The sequence below is a fragment of the Aureimonas altamirensis genome (assembly GCF_001463885.1).
GTDB lineage: Bacteria > Pseudomonadota > Alphaproteobacteria > Rhizobiales > Rhizobiaceae > Aureimonas > Aureimonas altamirensis.
Window position 1 is genome coordinate 207,925 of record NZ_BBWQ01000012.1, and the last position, 17,821, is coordinate 225,745.

15 protein-coding genes are annotated in these 17,821 nt (G+C 60.8%); 7 read left to right on the top strand and 8 right to left on the bottom strand.

Going from position 1 to position 17,821, the window contains the following annotated elements; translation table 11 throughout:
* Positions 1–612: 612 nt before the first annotated feature.
* From AUL31_RS11050 to AUL31_RS11060, 3 genes are read right to left on the bottom strand one after another with little or no spacing between them, the layout of a single operon-like run.
* On the bottom strand, positions 613–2,136 hold the full coding sequence (locus AUL31_RS11050) for a tripartite tricarboxylate transporter permease (RefSeq protein WP_060605997.1): 1,524 nt from the start codon (positions 2,134–2,136) through the stop codon (positions 613–615).
* Between the two features lie 2 nt (positions 2,137–2,138).
* Positions 2,139–2,633, bottom strand: a complete 495-nt coding sequence (locus AUL31_RS20500; protein WP_060606000.1) for a tripartite tricarboxylate transporter TctB family protein — start codon at positions 2,631–2,633, stop codon at positions 2,139–2,141.
* A gap of 53 nt (positions 2,634–2,686) precedes the next feature.
* A complete protein-coding gene (locus AUL31_RS11060; protein WP_060606002.1) occupies positions 2,687–3,679 on the bottom strand; it encodes a tripartite tricarboxylate transporter substrate binding protein in 993 nt (330 codons plus the stop codon).
* Positions 3,680–3,841: 162 nt separating this feature from the next.
* Here AUL31_RS11060 and AUL31_RS20330 point away from each other — a divergent pair, with 162 nt between their 5' ends.
* The 6 genes from AUL31_RS20330 (at position 3,842) to catB (ending at position 10,792) form a co-directional block, all read left to right on the top strand.
* Positions 3,842–4,744 carry a LysR family transcriptional regulator gene (locus AUL31_RS20330; RefSeq protein WP_060606005.1) on the top strand — a complete coding sequence of 301 codons (903 nt, stop codon included), beginning with the start codon at positions 3,842–3,844 and terminating at the stop codon, positions 4,742–4,744.
* An 81-nt stretch (positions 4,745–4,825) separates the two neighbouring features.
* Positions 4,826–5,821: an NAD(P)-dependent oxidoreductase gene (locus tag AUL31_RS11070; protein ID WP_060606007.1), complete on the top strand. Its 996-nt coding sequence runs from the start codon at positions 4,826–4,828 to the stop codon at positions 5,819–5,821.
* Between the two features lie 65 nt (positions 5,822–5,886).
* The gene (locus AUL31_RS11075) at positions 5,887–7,044 is read left to right on the top strand and encodes an enolase C-terminal domain-like protein (RefSeq protein WP_244489381.1); all 1,158 of its coding nucleotides are present in this window, start codon (positions 5,887–5,889) and stop codon (positions 7,042–7,044) included.
* Positions 7,045–7,050: 6 nt separating this feature from the next.
* A complete protein-coding gene (locus AUL31_RS11080; RefSeq protein WP_060606009.1) occupies positions 7,051–8,148 on the top strand; it encodes an iron-containing alcohol dehydrogenase in 1,098 nt (365 codons plus the stop codon).
* 1,026 nt (positions 8,149–9,174) lie between these two features.
* Positions 9,175–9,855, top strand: a complete 681-nt coding sequence (locus AUL31_RS11090; RefSeq protein ID WP_073469102.1) for a thermonuclease family protein — start codon at positions 9,175–9,177, stop codon at positions 9,853–9,855.
* Positions 9,856–10,153: 298 nt separating this feature from the next.
* Positions 10,154–10,792, top strand: a complete 639-nt coding sequence (gene catB / locus AUL31_RS11095) for a type B chloramphenicol O-acetyltransferase (RefSeq protein WP_060606014.1) — start codon at positions 10,154–10,156, stop codon at positions 10,790–10,792.
* 365 nt (positions 10,793–11,157) lie between these two features.
* Here catB and AUL31_RS11100 read toward each other — a convergent pair whose 3' ends face one another.
* The 4 genes from AUL31_RS11100 to AUL31_RS11115 form a co-directional block, all read right to left on the bottom strand.
* A complete protein-coding gene (locus tag AUL31_RS11100; RefSeq protein WP_060606017.1) occupies positions 11,158–11,622 on the bottom strand; it encodes a DUF805 domain-containing protein in 465 nt (154 codons plus the stop codon).
* Between the two features lie 526 nt (positions 11,623–12,148).
* A complete protein-coding gene (locus tag AUL31_RS11105) occupies positions 12,149–13,015 on the bottom strand; it encodes an ABC transporter permease (RefSeq protein WP_060606020.1) in 867 nt (288 codons plus the stop codon).
* On the bottom strand, positions 13,008–13,826 hold the full coding sequence (locus AUL31_RS11110) for a taurine ABC transporter ATP-binding protein (RefSeq protein WP_060606023.1): 819 nt from the start codon (positions 13,824–13,826) through the stop codon (positions 13,008–13,010). The genes AUL31_RS11105 and AUL31_RS11110 overlap by 8 nt, the downstream gene beginning before the upstream one ends.
* A gap of 63 nt (positions 13,827–13,889) precedes the next feature.
* Positions 13,890–14,867: a taurine ABC transporter substrate-binding protein gene (locus AUL31_RS11115; protein WP_060606027.1), complete on the bottom strand. Its 978-nt coding sequence runs from the start codon at positions 14,865–14,867 to the stop codon at positions 13,890–13,892.
* Between the two features lie 274 nt (positions 14,868–15,141).
* Here AUL31_RS11115 and pdxR point away from each other — a divergent pair, with 274 nt between their 5' ends.
* Positions 15,142–16,614 carry a MocR-like pyridoxine biosynthesis transcription factor PdxR gene (gene pdxR, locus AUL31_RS11120; RefSeq protein WP_060606030.1) on the top strand — a complete coding sequence of 491 codons (1,473 nt, stop codon included), beginning with the start codon at positions 15,142–15,144 and terminating at the stop codon, positions 16,612–16,614.
* Here pdxR and pta read toward each other — a convergent pair.
* The gene (gene pta, locus AUL31_RS11125) at positions 16,611–17,681 is read right to left on the bottom strand and encodes a phosphate acetyltransferase (RefSeq protein ID WP_073469100.1); all 1,071 of its coding nucleotides are present in this window, start codon (positions 17,679–17,681) and stop codon (positions 16,611–16,613) included. The two genes, pdxR and pta, sit on opposite strands and share 4 nt — an antisense overlap.
* Positions 17,682–17,821 lie beyond the last annotated feature (140 nt).

Here is a 17,821-nt window from a genome sequence, read left to right on the forward strand (position 1 = left end):
GATAGCCGAACTCCGCGAAGAGCTAGCTGCAGAACTGTAAGCTCGTAAGCTTTCACAAAAGGCGTGGATTTGAGAGGACCTTGCAGACGAGGTGTCGCGTCAGTTGTTTGAACATAACCCGCTCGGCGCGCACCTCCGGGATAATCTTGTCATATCTGACTGATCGAGCGAAAGTGCAACTCGCATTGACGTCTCGACTATATCAATATCTCCGGCGGCAATCACCACCGAACCGAGAACGGTCTGACGAAACGATGTTCTCTCTCAACGGCCAAAATGAGGGTGCGTTGCAGCTGTTGGTGGGAAAGGGCTGAGCGTCCGCTTTGTAGCGAAGGCAGAGTTCGCTTTAATGTCTGAAAAGGGGGCGCCAAGCTGCCGCCATTACGCCAAGCTCACACCGCTCCGACACAGTCTGAGGCGGCCTGGACCCGGGCGATGTCCTGGCGCGGCGGCGTGCCGTACAGGCGGCGATGCGACCGTTGTTTGGCCCCTTTCGGCACTTCGTCGATGCGACCAAGCGACAGAGTTTCACTAGCATTCTGATCAGGCTTCCTCGCGAAACCAACTGCTTATGGGTCGCGGATTCGACCTGCGTTCGGTGCAAACGCAGCATCAGTCTTTAACATCAAGAAGCGACGTATCTGGCTCCTCATCCTGCCGAACGCCAGTTGCATGATGCCAGCAGCGGAAGATGATCCAAGCAATCAGCAGAAGGCAGACAACAGCAAGGCCCACTGCAATCGGTCGTTGCAGGTAATATATGGGGTCCGTGGAACGCGCGAGCGCAATTGCCAGATTCGTCTCCAGAACGCTGCCAAGTATGAAGCCGAGCACGGCAGGTATTACGGGAATGTTCGTGATCCGCAGGGCGACGACTAGCGCGAAGGAGCCCAGCATCACCCAGATATCGAACATCGAGTTGTTCACGGCATAGGCGCCGAAGAACGAAAACAAGGTGATGTACGCGGCCAGGATCGACTTCGGCAACCGCAACAGCACGGCCAGATGCCTCGACAGGAACAAGCCCATCAGAACCACGAGTATGTTGACGACGAAGTAGCCGGTAAAGAAGGAGTACATCAATCCCGGTTGCTCGGTGAACAACAGCGGCCCCGGCTGAAGACCGTGAAGCGTCAGCGCACCGATGAAAACCGCGGCTGCCGCACTCCCCGGTATTCCAAGGGCCAGCAGCGGTATGAGTGATCCGCCGACATTGGCCGATGCCGAAGCCTCGGCTGCGAAGAGACCGCTTTCCGAACCCTTGCCGAACTCATCCGGCCTCGACGATAATTTGCGTTCGAGCGAGTGGGCGACGAACGGGCTGGATTCTGGCCCGATCGCAGGCAGGATCCCCATGCCAAGCCCGAGTAAGGAGCTTCGGAGCAGAAGCCAGCGGTCGTAGGCCACACGCTTCAGGACCCGCACGACGCTGGACGCGGCCACCGCACCCACGGCCACGCCTTTTTCCCCCCGGATAGCCTCAACGCCAAGCTGGAGCGCCTGTGGCAGGCAAAAGAAGCCGATCAGAATCGCGACGATGCCCAGCCCGGAATAAAGATCATAAAACCCGAAAGTGATGCGTGGCATCCCGTCGACGGGGCTTATCCCGACCGATGCTATCGTCAATCCTATGAAGGCCGAGGTGAGGCTTGCGCGTATCGGGGTTTCCATCATCGCGACGACGATCAGGAGGCTGAAGACGACGAGGAGAATGTATTCGGGTGCACCGAACCGTAACGCCAGTTGCGCCAGCATGGGCGTCAGGAAGATTAGCCCGATGGCGGAAACTATGCCGCCGATACCCGCTCCTACGGCGGAGATGCCCAGAGCTTGTGGCGCATCGCCACGTTTGGCCATGGCATGGCCTTCCCAGCCGCTGACGATGGACGCCGGGGTGCCCGGAATGTTGAGGAGGATTGCGGAGATCGAGCCGCCATAGATCGCACCGGCATAGATGCCGACCAGCATGATCATGCCGTGGTCGGGCGTCATCAGGAACGTTACGGGGACCAGAAGCACGATGCCGAACGTCGCGCTGAGGCCCGGGATCGCACCGATGATGATTCCGAAGAATACACCGGCCACGGCCGCAAGTGCGTTGCCGAGTGACAGTGCCTGCAAGAGGCCGTCGAGCATGGTCAGCCCTCCGTAAGCGTGTAGACGGCTTCGTCGATCCAGTAATCGACGGCAGCCTTCGGCACGGGGACGAATAGAACGGTGGTTACAAGGACGGCGAGCGCCAGGACGAAGACCACGGCTGCCACCGCAGCCCGCCATGAGAAACTGCCCATCGATATCAAGAGCGAGGCGACAAGCGCCGCGGAACTGGCAGCGACGAAGCCGGCCGACGTCAGAACCAGTGCGTAGGCGATCCAGATCGCACATAGCGCAACGATGCGCACCATCTGCTTCCGACCACCTGCCGGCGTCACATCGGCCACCCGGACCGCTGGCGCGGTCCGCGTCAGGCCGCCTTTTGCAAAAGCCGGTAGAACCGTCGATGCAGCGAGCAGAAATGCGATCGATGAAACGACGACCGGGTAGCTCAGAAGACTCGGCGTGTCGTTTATCGCGCCCCCTACCACGAGGGCGAGCGTAGCCAGCAGGGCGAAGGACGCGATTGGCTTTAACATGAGATCATTCCTGATGAACGTGATGAAACAGGCCTTGCTGCCTCTTCCCTTTGTCAGTTCGTCAGTCGACCCGTGCTGGTCAGGAAGGTTTTCAGCTCCTCGAACGTCTTTTGGTAACTGGCCTTCGTCGCCGCTTCATCGGCCGGCGTCAGCCTCAGGTTTGCGGCTTCGAACGCTGGGCCTGCCGCGTCGGACTGCAGGGTCGCCAGAAACTCCGCAGCCAACCAGTTCCTGCGATCTTCCGGAGTGTCGTTCGGCACAGCCAGAAAGCGCGTCGCGCCCCAGGTCTGGCCGGTCATGGGGACGCCGAGCTCCGGGAAGGTCGGCGTGTCCGGCAGGCCGGGGTGGCGCGCATCGCCCGTCACCGCCACGGCGCGCAAGTCGCCGTTACGGACAAACTGCTCGATCTCGCTGTAGAAGGCCGCGGTTGCATCGACATCGCCGGCCAGCAGTGCGGTTACACCCTGGCGTCCGCCATCGAATGGGACGAAGTTGAACTCAACGCCTTGCTGGTCGGCAAGATATTCACTGACGAAGAGAAACATGGAGTTTGGGTTCATACCCACCTGCAGGCGATTGGTTTTCGCATGCTCCATGATCTGCGGCAGTTCCATCCCGCCGATATCCGAATCCGTCCGCACGAGCCACACGACAGGGTCGAAGCTGATCGTCGCGATCGGGTCGAACTCGCCGATATCGAAGCTCGCGTCCCGCAGGAGCACGTCGGTGAAGAGAAATGGATTCGCGATGACGCCGATCGTGTATCCGTCCGCCGCCGCCTGCTTTGCTAGATAGGTGTGGGCCGCGATTCCAGCGCCGCCAACACGATTTTCGACGCGGAACTGGGTCCCGTTATGCTTCTGGGTCAGGTCGGCGACCGTGCGGGCCGTCACGTCCACGGCTCCGCCGGCCGGGTACGCCACCACAAGACTGATCGGCCGGCGCGGGAAATCGGAAGGCTTCTCCTGCGCCATCGAAAGCGCCGGTGCGAACATGATCGATGCTGCGACGAAAGCCGCCATGAGATGCGGTGTGACCGGCTTCATAGTGTGTTGCTCCTCCCAAGAACAGAGCGACTATGGGCAAGTGCGAAAATCGTGTCCAATTATTGTTATGAATTGACTGATTATAATAAGATATCGCTGAATGGCTCAGTATGGAACCGCACCGCCTCCAGCTTGGTGGGAGGTATCGTTACAAGGAAACCCATGGACCGTCGAAATCTCGAATGCTTCGTGGCCATCGCCGATGAGCGTCATTTCCACCGGGCAGCGGCGCGCTGCAACATCAGCCAACCCGGCATCAGCCAGCAGTTGCGAAAGCTGGAGGAGCATCTAGGCGTCGTGCTTATGACGCGCAGCAGTCGGCAGGTTTCGCTGACACCCGCGGGCGAGGCCTTCCTTCCGGAAGCGCGGCGCATCATCCAGGTGATGGACGATGCCAGCCGCACCGCCCAGCGGGTGGAGCGCGGGGAAAAGGGGACGCTCGTCATAGGTGCAACCGCCTCCAGCCTGTTTATCCTGGTGCCCGAGGTGATCGAAGCCTTCCGCCAAATACGCCCGGATATCGAGGTGGTGGTCCGGCACATGACCACGCAGGAGCAGGAAGCCGCGCTGGAGCGTTCCGAAATCCAGGCAGGCATCTGCCATCCGCCGGTCTCCAACGAACAGCTATCCTGCGAGTTGCTCGTCACGCTGCCATTCTCGCTGGTCATGCCAGCCGACCATCGCCTTGCATCGCGTCGGACGACCCGGCTTTCCGACCTGCGGGACGAAACCGCGATCCTGTTTCCAAGGCAGGTCGGACCGCTTCTCTACGACAGCATAATCGCCCTCTTTCAGCAGGAGGGCTTCGTCCCCCGGCAGATCATCGAGGCGTCTCCCGTACAGTCGATCATCGCGATGGCAGCATGCGGCTCCGGCATCGGTTTCGTAGCATCGCGCGTCCAGCAGATGCAGAGACGCGGCGTCGTCTACCGGGAAATCTCAGGCCATCGGCCGTATATTACCCTCGGAATTGCTTTCCCAAGCGCCGGGCCGAGCTCCATCGCCAGGGCATTCGGCGAATGCGCCAAGGACGTCAGCGCCGACGTCCTCAATAACGAAAAATAATCAATCAATTAAAAACAATCATTAGACGCTATGGGACGGCTGGCCTTACTTCGAAGTCATTGAGGCTCGGAGGAGGCAGGTATGCGTGTGGTTCTCGTCGGCGAAGCATCGGAGCACAGGGAAAACCTCTTGGCGGCGATGCCGGCTGCGCAGGCGGCCCGGACCGAGGTCGTCGACCTTCCACGGGAGGCCGCATACAGCTCTGATTTCGACCACGCATTCCATCCCGACGATGCCGTGGTGACACTGCGCATGCAACGGGGCGGCGCGCCTTTGCCGCCGATGCGAATGCTTCACGTACCGGGCGCAGGACTGGACGGTATCGATATCGTGCGGCTTTCGCCGGAGACGATCCTTTGCAACGTATTTGAACACGAGATACCCATCGCGGAATACGTACTCGGTGCGATGCTGGACTGGGAGATCGATTTCACCGCATTGCGGGCCAGCATGACCGACGGCGGCTGGTCGGACAGATATCGCAGCCGCACCCCTCACGGGGAACTCTTCGGCAAGACGGTGGCCATCCTTGGCTATGGCCGCATCGGCCAAACCGTTGCATGCCGCGCAGACGCATTCGGAATGCGGGTCATTGCGGTAGATCCGATGATGCCGGACAAGACCGACCCCTCGGGCATCGCCGAGCGCATAGACCATCCGCGCGATCTCGCGGAAGCGGCCCGGGAAGCCGACTACCTCGTGGTTACCTGCCCCCTTACGGACGACAGCACCGGTATCGTGGATGCCAGGGTTCTTTCGGCGCTCGGAACGAACGGCGTCGTTCTCAACGTTTCCCGTGCCGAAGTCGTCGATGAGGGCGCGCTTTACGCTGCCCTGCAGGATCGCACAATCCGCGGCGCCAGCCTGGACGTCTGGTACCGTTACCCCAAAGGGGCGGACGACCAGGTATCGCCGGCGAACCACGATTTCCTTGCGCTAGCTAACGTGAAGGCGACGCCTCACTCCTGCGCCTGGACGCGCGAGCTCTCACGCCGGCGCTACGCCCTCATCGCCGCCAATCTCGCCGCCCTGGAAGAGGGACGGCCGCTTTTGAACCGGATCCGGCGCGACGCCTGAACGCCGACCCCTTGGAATAGGCAAGACAGCGAATGCTAAGAAGCGACCCTATCAAGATAACCCGCGTGCGGACGATCGTCGTCAACGCGGAAATGCGTAACTGGATCTTCGTCAAGGTCGAAACAAACCAGGACGGCCTCTACGGCTGGGGCGAGGCGAGCCTGAACTGGAAGACGCGCGCCGTAACGGGATGCGTCGAGGATCTGGAGCCCCTGCTGCTCGGCCAGGATCCTCGCGACATCGAGCAGATCCTCCAGATTCTGAACAAGCACAGCTACTACCGGCTTGGCATAATCGGCGCTACCGCAATCAGCGGTATTGAGCATGCCTTGTGGGACATCGCCGGCAAGAGCGCCGGTCTGCCGGTATGGCGCCTCCTGGGCGGCAAGACCCGCGATTGGGTGCCGCTCTACACGCATCTCGGCCTTGGCGACATGAAGTCGGTTTACGAGAGCTTCGACCCGGGTCCGCTGCGCGAGGGCGCGACAAGGGTGGTGGAGAAGGGCTACGACGCCCTTAAGGTCGTGTTCATCCCCTATTCTCACTACATGGTCGACAAGGCATCCCGGCGTCGCGTCGAGGATCTGATGCGCACCGTGCGTGATGCTGTTGGCGACGACGTCGCGGTGATGGTCGACTTTCATGGCAGGCCGGCATCCGTATCCGCCGCCCTACAGTATATCGAGGCGCTTGCGCCATTCGACCCATGGTTCGTCGAAGAACCCGTGCAACCAGGCGATGCTGAGGCGATGCGCCTCGTCACCGAACGTTCCCCGTGCCCCGTCGCCACCGGCGAGCGGCTTGTCGGGTTCAAGGAGTTCGAGCCGCTCTTCGAGAATCGCGGCGCGCATATCCTGCAGCCGGACCTGAACCACACGGGCGGCCTGCTGGAGGGCAAGAAGATCGCAGCGGCTGCCGAGAAAGCGATGATGGGTATCGCTCCGCACAATCCGAACGGCCCGCTGGCCGGCGCCGCGGCGCTGCATTTCGCCGTTTCGACGCCGAACTTCGTGATTCAGGAGGAAATGTCGGGTGCCGTCCCTTGGTACGACGATGTCGTTTCCGCCCCGATGAAGCGCGAAGGGTCGCGTTGGCTCGTGCCCGATGTCATCGGACTTGGCGTCGAAATCGACGAAATCGAGGCAGCCAAGCACCCTTTCAAGCCCGAAGTCTTTCACAGCCGAACAGCCGTCCTCGAAGACGGCACCATCGTCGATTGGTGATCCCGTATGAAGCACACATCTTCTCTGGCCGTACGCCGGTTCACCACGAGGGACGGCGCCTTCAACGCCACGCCCGCCCGTATCGTCTTCGGCTCGGGTACGTCCCGGACCGTCAGGGACGAGGTTGCCCACCTCGGGTGTAAACGCGCGCTGGTCGTGTCCACGCCCGGCCGCAAGACGATGGCCAAGCAAGTGGCCCACACGCTCAGCGATCTGGCAGTCGGCGTTCTGCCAGAGGCGGTGTCTCAGGTGCCGGTGGAACTGGCGCGGCGTGGCCGCGTTGCCGCCCTCGAGGCTGGGGCCGATTGCATCGTGGCGATCGGTGGCGGGGCGTCCGTAGGGCTTGCCAAAGGCATTTCGCTCGAACTGGCGTTGCCCATCGTCAACATCCCCACGACCTATTCCGGGTCCGAGATGACGGCGTTCTGTGGGATGACGATCGACGGCGTGAAGATCATGCACGAGAGCCGCAACATGCTGGCCCATACCGTCATCTACGATCCCGAACTTTCGATGGGCCTGTCCCGTGAGAACAGCGCGGCCAGTGCGCTGAACGCCCTAGCGCATTGCATCGACGGAATTTACGTCACATCGTCCAGCCCCATCCATCAGATGGCTGCGATTGAAGGCGCGCGAGCAGTAGTGCAGGGTATCAGGGCCGTCTGGAACGACCCGAACTCACTTTCGGCTCGCTCGGAGCTTCTGTTCGGCGCCTATCTGGCTGGTGCAGCGCTGGCGGGCGGTTTCGCGCTCCAGCACGGCCTAGCCCACACGCTCGGCGGAAGTTTCGGCCTCCCGCACGGTAAGTCGCATGCCGTCGTCCTTCCCTACGTTACGGCCTACAACACGGCCTTCGCGCGGAACGGAATCGTCCGGGTAGCAGAATCTCTGGATACCCAGAACCTGGCCGGTACCATCCATGATCTGCTCGGTGAGTTGCAACTTCCGCAAAGCCTTCGGGACGTCGATATCACGGAGGCCGACCTCGATCGGATCGTGCAAATTACCGTGGAAACTGACAATGGTTTGAATCCGGGGCCCGTCACAAGCGATGCCGTTTCCTGTATCGTGAGGGCGGCCCTAAGGGGAACTAGACCGAACTAGCTCGCGGTTATCTGCTCTACGATCATCTGCCCCGGCTTGACCGCGACCGAGCTTGGAGACGACATCACCGATCGCACGTTGCCGCAGCGCCTAAGGTCTGGCGGCGGAAGCCGCTCACCACGGACAGCGCTCCGACCTCGAAAACGCGATTGGAAAGGCTAGGCCGGGGCGAGATGCGCTGGAGCGCGAAAGCTAGCCGTTCGGAGCGTACATGCCGCTCTCGGCCTCCAAGAACGCGATCTCACGGTTTTTCGGCGGCCAGCCCATGCTTATTGATCTTGGCGGCGTGGAACGCTTTGACGAGCGAATGAGCCCATAGGTGCGAAGACCCCGAGCCTGACCCCGGTACGATGTTCGTCACCAAGGGCTGGCAGATTGAGGATGATGTCTTGATGTCCGTCGCCTCGATCACTCATCATTGGTATCGCATCACATGGAAGTACGGCATTCATAATTCGCATACAAGGCGCGGCGCCGTCGACACAGCATTGCCACATGGTCCTCACAACGTTCGCGACATTCGGGCTACTCACGTACTGAAGGCCACAGGATCATACGAGATGGCGAGCTAAGCCGTCCACGACACTGCCGAGACGATCGAGAGGCACTCCGGGCGGTTCCTGCCAGGCAAGAAGGCGAAAAAAGCATCTGACATACTGAATGCTATATGGTCTAATGATACGTCTGGTGATAAGAGGCGTGGGAAATGAGGATCGCAGGCCCAACTCCGTTCCGCCGAGATCGCGTTGGCGAGTGCAGCCGAGTGATCTCGGAAGCAGTTGAAGAGATCGAACGGCAGGCTCTGGAGGCCGGTTGGACGCCTTCAGAAATTTCCGAAGCGCTGTCCCGGTACGCGGAAGGTGCCAAGCTCAGGGCGTTACCCAAGAGCCAATACGCCCAAGTTGCACAGCAGCTCGTCAACAGCATCGTAAAAGGCTAGCTGCGGCCGCACGGATTGATGCCCGAATGCATCCTCTTCATCGAGGGCGAGCTTTGAGAACCTCGGGCGGCACGCTATGACGCGCCATGCAAGTATTGATCTCATCGCTCATCATCCTCGCTTTGACTATTCCTGCCACAGCCGCTGACATCTCCGGTCGCATGACTGTCATCGATGGAGATACTATCGCTGTTGAAGGCACAACCGAACGCATCCGGCTGTACGGCATAGATGCTCCAGAGGGGCAGCAGACGTGCGAGATGGCAGCCGGGCAGCGCTACCTTTGCGGATCCAACTCAGCGCAATTCCTAGCCGACTTGGTTGGCCGCAACGGTCGTGTGGCCTGCATCGAGGATACCCGCGACCGCTACGGCAGGATCGTAGCCGAATGCACCATGCCGGACGGGACGGTCATCAACGAAGCAATGGTCCGCGGCGGCTGGGCCGTTCACTACACGCGATACAGCGATGGTCGGTATCAGGCTGCCGAGGATCATGCTCGAGAGAACAAGCTAGGTATGTGGGCCGGAGAATTCATCACGCCGGAGCGTTGGCGACGAGGCGACCGGCTTCCGTCAGAGCCGTCCGTTGGCAATGATGATGGTGACTGCCAGATTAAAGGCAACATCAGCCGCAGCGGTAGGATCTACCACATGCCTGAAAGCCGTGCGTACTCGAACGTTAAGATCGACCTCGACGCGGGCGAGCGGTGGTTCTGCACAGAGGATGAGGCATTAGCAGCCGGATGGCGCGCGGTGCGGGGATAGAAACGACGCCAGTATTACATTACAGCATCAACGATCGACCCTTTACTGGTCGATAGCCGCCTAAACGCTATGAGGCCCCGCCCCGCCGAAGCCATACGCTATGGCGCGCTTGGCATCTATCGATTGGGCCATGATGACGTAATGAAGTCCGCATACCGAACCACCAAAATCGCGCTTCCTCGTCTCTGACGATGGAAGCGGGAGCGGTGATCCGTAGGATCACTTGCTAAGTTTCACCCGCGAGATTTCGGGTGAACGGTCGCCGCATGCGCGGTTTTTGGAAAAAGCGGTACCTATCATGCACAAAATATTCAATCGCCCGTTCAAGGGCATCACGCTCGATCGCCTCGTCACCAATCCCAACATCAGAGTCGGACGTTACAGCTATTATTCCGGCTACTACCATGGCCACGGTTTTGATGACTGCGCTCGCTTCCTCCTGCCGGACGAAGGCGTTGACAAACTCGTAATCGGATCCTTCTGTTCGATCGGCTCTGGCACATCCGTCATCATGGATGGGAACCAAGGCCACCGGAACGATTGGATAAGCACGTTTCCCTTCTTCTGGATGCCAGACGTTTCCTCCTTCGAGGGTGCGAAGAATGGCTTTCAGCCTGCTGGCGATACGATACTCGGGAACGATGTCTGGATCGGGACCGACGCAATCATCATGCCAGGCCTTACGATCGGGCATGGAGCAGTAATTGAGACGAGAGCCCTGGTGAATAGAGATGTTGAGCCCTACGCCGTTGTCGGCGGTAATCCAGCCAAGCTTATCCGAAGGCGGTTCGCCGAAGACGAGGTTGAAAAGATCCTCGAACTTCAATGGTGGGACTGGAGTGACGATGTTCTAAAACAGGCCATGCCCATCCTAACCAGCGGCGACATTTCCGCTTTTAACCGTCGTTGGCAGACAGTCAAGAAGCCAAGGGCATAACGGAATCAAATATCAGCTCCTGCCCGTTCCATTACCAAAACCGGAACGGGCAGGCCTCGCCCCCATTGCGGTCGTTAAATGGCTTCCGTCGCCACCAAGAACTGCCATCCATACAGCGCCGCCAGATGGCGGGCTTAGGGCTGGAACTCGGAGGTTGGTCTCGGTGAGGCTATCGCGCGCGCGGAGCGCAGGTGCTGCTACATTGTCTTCTGGGAAGACCATGTAGCGATCCTCAAAGAATGCGTTACCGCGATTCACCTATGGCCAGACAATAAAGGCTGCCCCGCGGAGCGCTCAACGACGCAATCCGCCGCATCTGGTTGCTCCATGGCGAGCCGGCAGGCTGGCGGCGCTTTTGAGACGCGTTACGCGGCCGGGATTTCGCGGTTGTCCTCTAGCGATTTATCTTCGCTTGGTGGTTTAGAGAACCAGATGATCGCGATGATCGTGCCAATGGGGGTGAAGAAGGCAACGAGTTGCAGCCAGCCGGACCGGTTGGAATCGTGCAGGCGGCGGGCGCTGACCGACAGGAGCGGCAGGAACAGGACGAGGTAAAGGATCGTGGTGTATATATCGGGCAGGCGGAGAAACCCAATCAGGAAGAAAAGCAGGGCATAAAACAGCATCGCGTACCAGAATTCCGACCGGCTCGCGCGATCACGGAAATTCACGTAATTCGCGAAGAAGCGCTTCACCGCCTCGACAAAACCGGCCGGTTCCGCAGGCGAACCGAACCGGTTGGGGCCTTCCGGCACGCGGTAGCGTAGGAACAGAAGCGGTGCTGCGAGAAGCAGCAGCAAGATGACCCAGTGCCAGATGGATATGCTCACGGTCTCTCCTCACAATCAGGCCGCGCGGACGGATGTCCAGCGTTCGACAGACCAAGAATAAGGGCTTGGCGCGCCGACCAGAACCCAATGGGGGTTATTTGCGGGGGGCAAGGGGGATTTTCCAAGTAAGGGATGTAAGTGCGTGAAACAGCGTCGGCGTTTGCTCCTGTATCAGCGGGCATTATGGAGGTTTCGCGCCCCAATTGAACATCGGAGCAACCGACTTGCCGATGCACAACCATATTGACCGCGCTCTTAAAGAGCGCATCGTGGCAAACCTACCGACACGCCGCACGGGGCGTCCCGTGGATACGGAAGAGGTTGTCCTGTTCCTTTGCGCGCCCTAGGCTGAGTTCGTCTACAGGTCTGCCATGAAGGTCAGTGGCGTCTCCAGCTTCAGATCCAAGTTGCAGCTCACAGGTTGTCGCTCACAGGTTGCATATGCGCTCATGTACCTCCACCATTCGTCATTGGATAGTAGTCGGGACCGGGCTCATGCAACACCATTTGGCCTGGTGTTTTCGCGTCAGACCTTGCCCCGCCAAGGCACCAGCACGCGCTCGAGCCACCGCATGACCAGTTCGATCGCGTAGCCGATGATGCCGATGATGGCAATGCCAATGACGACCGTGTCAGTCTGCAGGAAGTTCTTGGCGATCATAATCATGGATCCGACACCCCGGTCGGCCGCGACCAGCTCGGCCGCGACCACGGTGCCCCAGCACACGCCGATCGCCGTGCGCAGGCCGGTGAAGATTTCCGGAAGCGCGTTGGGCAAAATCACATGGCGCAGGATCTGAAAGCGGGTGGCGCCGAGCGAATAGGCGGCGTGGATCTTGGAAACGCGCACATTGGCAACGCCCGACCGCGCTGCGATCGTCATGATGAAGAGGGACGCCAGGAACAAAAGGAATATCTTGGCGAACTCGCCGATGCCGAACCACAGTATGATTAAAGGGATCAGCGCAAGCGGCGGGATCGGTCGCATGAATTCGACGATTGGGTCGAGGAGCCCACGGGCAAAAGACGATAAGCCCATAGCAAAGCCCAACGGAATGCCGATCAGGGCGCCGTAGATGACCCCGGACAGGACGCGGTAGACGCTGATGCCGACATGCTGCCACAGCGAAACGTTCCGGAAGCCGTCGGTCAACAGCGTCTGCAACCGCTCGATGGCCGCGCCGATCGGCGGCCAGAAGAAGGGTTTGATGCTGCCGGTGGCGCTCGCGATGATCCAGGCCGCAAGCAGGATCAGCACGATCAGAATGGAATAGAGCCGGCCGGAGTTGACCGCGCTCGCATCGCCGAACTTGACTGTCTTCTGCCGCGTAAAGGCATTGTCGGAAATGCCGAGCCAGACTGCCAGGCCGGAGGGTTTGGGATGTTCACGCACCGGCCATCTCCGTACGCAACTCCCGTCCCATGATTTCCTCCTCCATGCTCCAGATCATCGACAGGATCTCCTCGCGCGTGCGCACAAATTGCGGCAACGCCTTCACCTGACGCGCGTCCTGCGCCAAGGCACGCTCGGCGAAATCGAGCCTGTATTCCTTGAAGATTCGCCCCGGCCGCGGTGCCATGATGATCAATCGCTCTCCCAGAAGCAGCGCCTCCTCCACCGAATGGGTGATCAGGATGACGGTCTTGCCGGTTTCCTTCCAAAGCTTGAGCACAAGCCCCTGCATCTTCTCGCGCGTCAAGGCGTCCAGCGCGCCGAGAGGCTCGTCCATCAGGATCACGGCCGGGTCGTTGGCAAGACATCGGGCCAGGGCCACACGCTGCTGCATGCCGCCGGACAATTGGTAAACAGGCTTGGACGCAAAGCCCGCCAGCCCCACCACGTCCAGTAGGTGGCGTACCTTCTCGTCCGTTTCGCGCTTGGGCTTGCCCATCATCCGCGGGCCGAAGGCGACATTGCCTTCCACGCTCAGCCATTCGAACAAGGCGCCCTGCTGGAAAACCATGCCGCGATCGGGCCCGGGCCCGGTCACCCGCCGCCCGTTGACGGACACTTGTCCTTCGGACGGCGCCAGGAATCCGGCTAGGATATTGAGAAGCGTGGTCTTGCCGCAGCCGGACGGACCGAGGATCGATACCAGTTCGCCGGTCTGGATTTCGAGCGAAACACGCTCAAGAGCATGGACCACGTCGCCCGTCGTAAGCTCGTATCGCATCGATACGTTGTCGATGGAAATGGAAGACAAGCGCCCTCTCCCGTCACGGACCGTCGATGATGAGCCCGACCGCCGAGACGGCCGGGCCAGGGGTCATTTCGTCAGGTATTGCGTCGTCACGAAAGGCCCGTAATCGTCGAGCGTACGGTCGATGTTGCCGCTTGACTTCATCAGCTCCGCGACACCTTTAGCCGCCTGCTGGAGACCGCCGCCCAGCCAGTTCGGACTGAGTTGTTCCTCCACCGTCGGGAAGCCGAAGAGCGACAGCATCTCAGCGGCCGCCTTTGTGTCCATGCCCGCCGCATTGGCGATGACGTCGATCTCGGCATCAGGGCTCTTCTCGTACGCGGCGTTCGCCTCAGCCGTGACGCGCATGAACGCCTTGACCATCTCCGGATTCTCGGTGGCAAAGCTCTTCTCGACAGAGACGATGTCGAAGGTGTTGATGCCTGCGGCCTCCTGCTCGGCGCCCGTCATCAGCGGCTTGCCCACCTCGCGCATACGGTCAAGCGGTCCGCCGAAGGCGCAGGCCATCGGAACGTCGCCGCGCATCAGGGCGACCGCCGCGTCGGCCGGGTTCATTTGCACGAGCTCAACCTTCGTCGCATCGACGCCAAGCACTTCCAGGCTGCGCAGGAGCTTGTAATGGGTCACGTTGCCGATGGGGGTAGCGACGCGCTTGCCTTCAAGCTCCTTGGCATTCTCCTTCGTGATGCCGGCATCATCACGCACGATACACAAATCGTTCTCGGCATAGGTGACCGCCACGCCGACGAGTTCCAGCGGCGCGCCGTTCGTCACACCGACGATGAAAGGGATGAAGCCCTGGCTGTAGGCGATTTGGATGTCACCGGACACCATGGCCTGGGTCATCTCGTTGCCGTTGCCGAAGGCGCGCCATTCGACGGGCACGCCAAGCGCCTCCTCGAAGGCGTTGTCGGCCTGGGCGGCCTGGTTGGCGGTGGGCCATTCCAAGAAATACGCGACCGTCACCTTGTCGATTGCAAGAGCCGGATGTGCGGAGAGCGTGATCGCTCCCGCCAGCAAGGCAAGTTTCAGATCGGATCGCATCCTAACCTCCGTCACGTTTTCCCATTATTCCCCTTGGAATGGGACATTTCGCGCCGCCTCCACGTAGTTCCAGTTCGGCCATATTGATAAGGCCAGAATGCCGCTTTGCCCAAGGTTTGTGCGCCGTGGTAGTCAATTGACTAGGAGCCGTAACATCAGCATAATACGGACCATATTCTTTCTATTATACGTATTTCCGGCTGAACGCGCTTCTCCAACACCGTAACCTGCTCGTCGTGCAAAGCAACATACCCATTAAGGTGGTCTTTCAGGAATGGCGACGGCGCCGACTTACTTCTACCTCGACCATTCATCGCAGGAGACGCTCCAGCAGCAGATTCAGCGGCTGATGTGTGAGGCCATCCTGGACGGGCGCTTCCCGCCAGGTGAACGGCTCCCGTCCAGCCGCCGGCTCGCCGATCAGCTAGGCGTTAGCCGCATCACAGTGACGCTCGCCTATAGCGAGCTCGTCGCCAACGAATTCGTCAACTCGCGCGGGCGTTCGGGCTACTTCGTTTCCGACAAGGCGCCGCGGCAGGCGCGCTTTCCCAACCGGGCCGAGGTCCCGGCTAGCGGGGTGGACTGGTCCAAGGCGATCGGCCAGCGCTATTCGGACGCCGTCCTGCCGCTGAAGCCCGCGCATTGGCGGGATTATACCTACCGCTTCATCTACGGCCAGTCCGACGATACGCTATTCGACCACCGCAACTGGCGCCGTTGTGCCATCCAGGCGCTCGGCAAAAGGGACTTTGCCTCCACGTCGGCCGATTACTTCGAGCGCGACGATCCGGAACTTATCAAATACATTGCAATGCACACGCTGCCCAAGCGCGGCATCCGTGCCCAGCCTGATGAAATTCTGATCACAATGGGCGCACAAAATGCATTATGGCTTGCCGCGCAGATTTTGTTGAATCAGCGCCGCACCGCCGTGATGGACGATCCGGGTTACCACGGCCTACGCGCCATATTGAGCCAGACGCGCTGCGAGCTCGTCACCAATCCCGTGGACGCGGACGGTACCGTCTTTGAGCATCTCCCGGAGCGCACAAACGTGCTTTTCGTGACGCCGAGCCATCACTGCCCAACCAACGCGACCATGCCGCTGGAACGCCGCGCGGCTCTTCTGCAACATGCCCGTCGGCACGATTACCTGATCGTTGAGGACGATTACGAGTTCGAGATGTCGTTCCTGCGCTCGCCCGCCCCAGCGATCAAGTCGCTCGACGACGACGGCCGCGTCATCTATGTCGGCTCGTTCTCCAAATCCATCTTTCCCGGTCTTCGCATGGGCTATCTGGTAGGGCCGCAGCCATTCATTAGCGAGGTTCGCGCCTTACGGGCGGCGGTCCTGCGCCATCCGCCCGGCCAATCGCAGCGGGCCGTCGCCACCTTCCTGTCGCTCGGCTACTACGATGCACTCATCTCCCGCATGGCGAACGCCTTCCAGGCCCGCCGGAACGCCATGATGCAGGCGCTGCGGGAATATGCCCTCACGCCGGTAGAGGTGAGCGTATCAGGCGGATCGAGCGTCTGGATGAAGGCGTCCGATGGTATCGATACACGCCAGCTTGCGACCGAGCTCAGTGCCTGCAACGTTCTGATCGAGCCGGGCTACGTCTTCTTCGCCGATCAGAGCCGCCCCTGCCCCTATTACCGCCTGGCCTATTCCTCAATCGACGAAGCGGTGATCCGCCCGGGCGTGGAGCTGATCGCTCGCACGCTGGCTGGTATGACCTCCCCTTAAGCGTGGTGCTCCTCGACGCACTCGCTCGGTCCGGTTGCCGCGACCACGTTCGAATGCGCGGCGGCGTCTTCTGCACAGAGCGCCTGGACGACGGTAACGGCGATCATCGCATGGACATCGGCCGCGTCGCAGCCGCGGGACAAATCGTTGGCCGGCTTGGCGAGCCCCTGCAGAATGGGACCGATCGCGATGGCGTCGCCCATGCGCTGCGCTACCTTGTAGGCAATGTTCCCCGCCGTGAGGTTCGGGAAGACGAAGACGTTGGCATCGCCCTGGATATGCGAGGTCGGCGCCTTGGCGGCGCTGATGGCGGGCACGAAGGCCGCGTCGAACTGCAGTTCTCCCTCGACGATGAGGTCGGGATCGGCCGCACGCACGAGTTCGGTCGCGGCAACGACCTTGCCGATGCTGGGGTGGCTGGCACTGCCCATGGTGGAAAAGGACAGCATAGCAATGCGCGGCTCCTCCTGAAGGAGCGCCGCGCAGGAGCGCGCCGTGGCAAGGGCGATGGCGGCCAGCTCCTCGGCATCAGGCTCGATCACGAGCCCGCAGTCGGAAAACAGGAAGGCGCCCTTCTTCCGATGGTCCGCGGCGCACAGCATCATGAGGAAAAAGCTGGAGACGATCCGTGCATCGCCCGCCCGCCCGATGATCTGCAAGGCGGTGCGCACCGTGTGGGCCGTCGTCGCCACGGCGCCCCCGACCATCCCGTCGGCATGACCCTGCCGGACCATCATGGCAGCGAAGCCCATCGGATCGGCAATGGCCGCCTCGGCCTGCTCCTGTGTGGCCCCCTTATCGCGACGCAAATCCAGGTACCGCTGAACGAATCCCTCACGCAAAGGCGAGGTTGCAGGATCTTCGATGGTCAGGCCCCGGTCGCCGGCGCCGCGACAGGCAAGGGCCGCTTGGATGACATCCGCCCGCCCGATCAGGACCGGCTGGGCGATGCCTTCCCCCGCGCTCGTGAGCGCGGCGTCAATAATGCGAGGGTCCTCACCCTCCGGTAAAACGATCCGGCGGGGATCGGCGGCGGCACGTGCGAGGATACGATCAATCGGTCTCATGGCTGCTACGGTCCTATCCGATGATATGCATTCCGGCTGCGATAAAGCTTGCGATGAAGAGGGTTTCGGCGACGATGAGGAGGATTGCGCCGGTTCCCACGTCGCGGATGCTTTTGAGGGATGTCTTCATGCCGACGGCG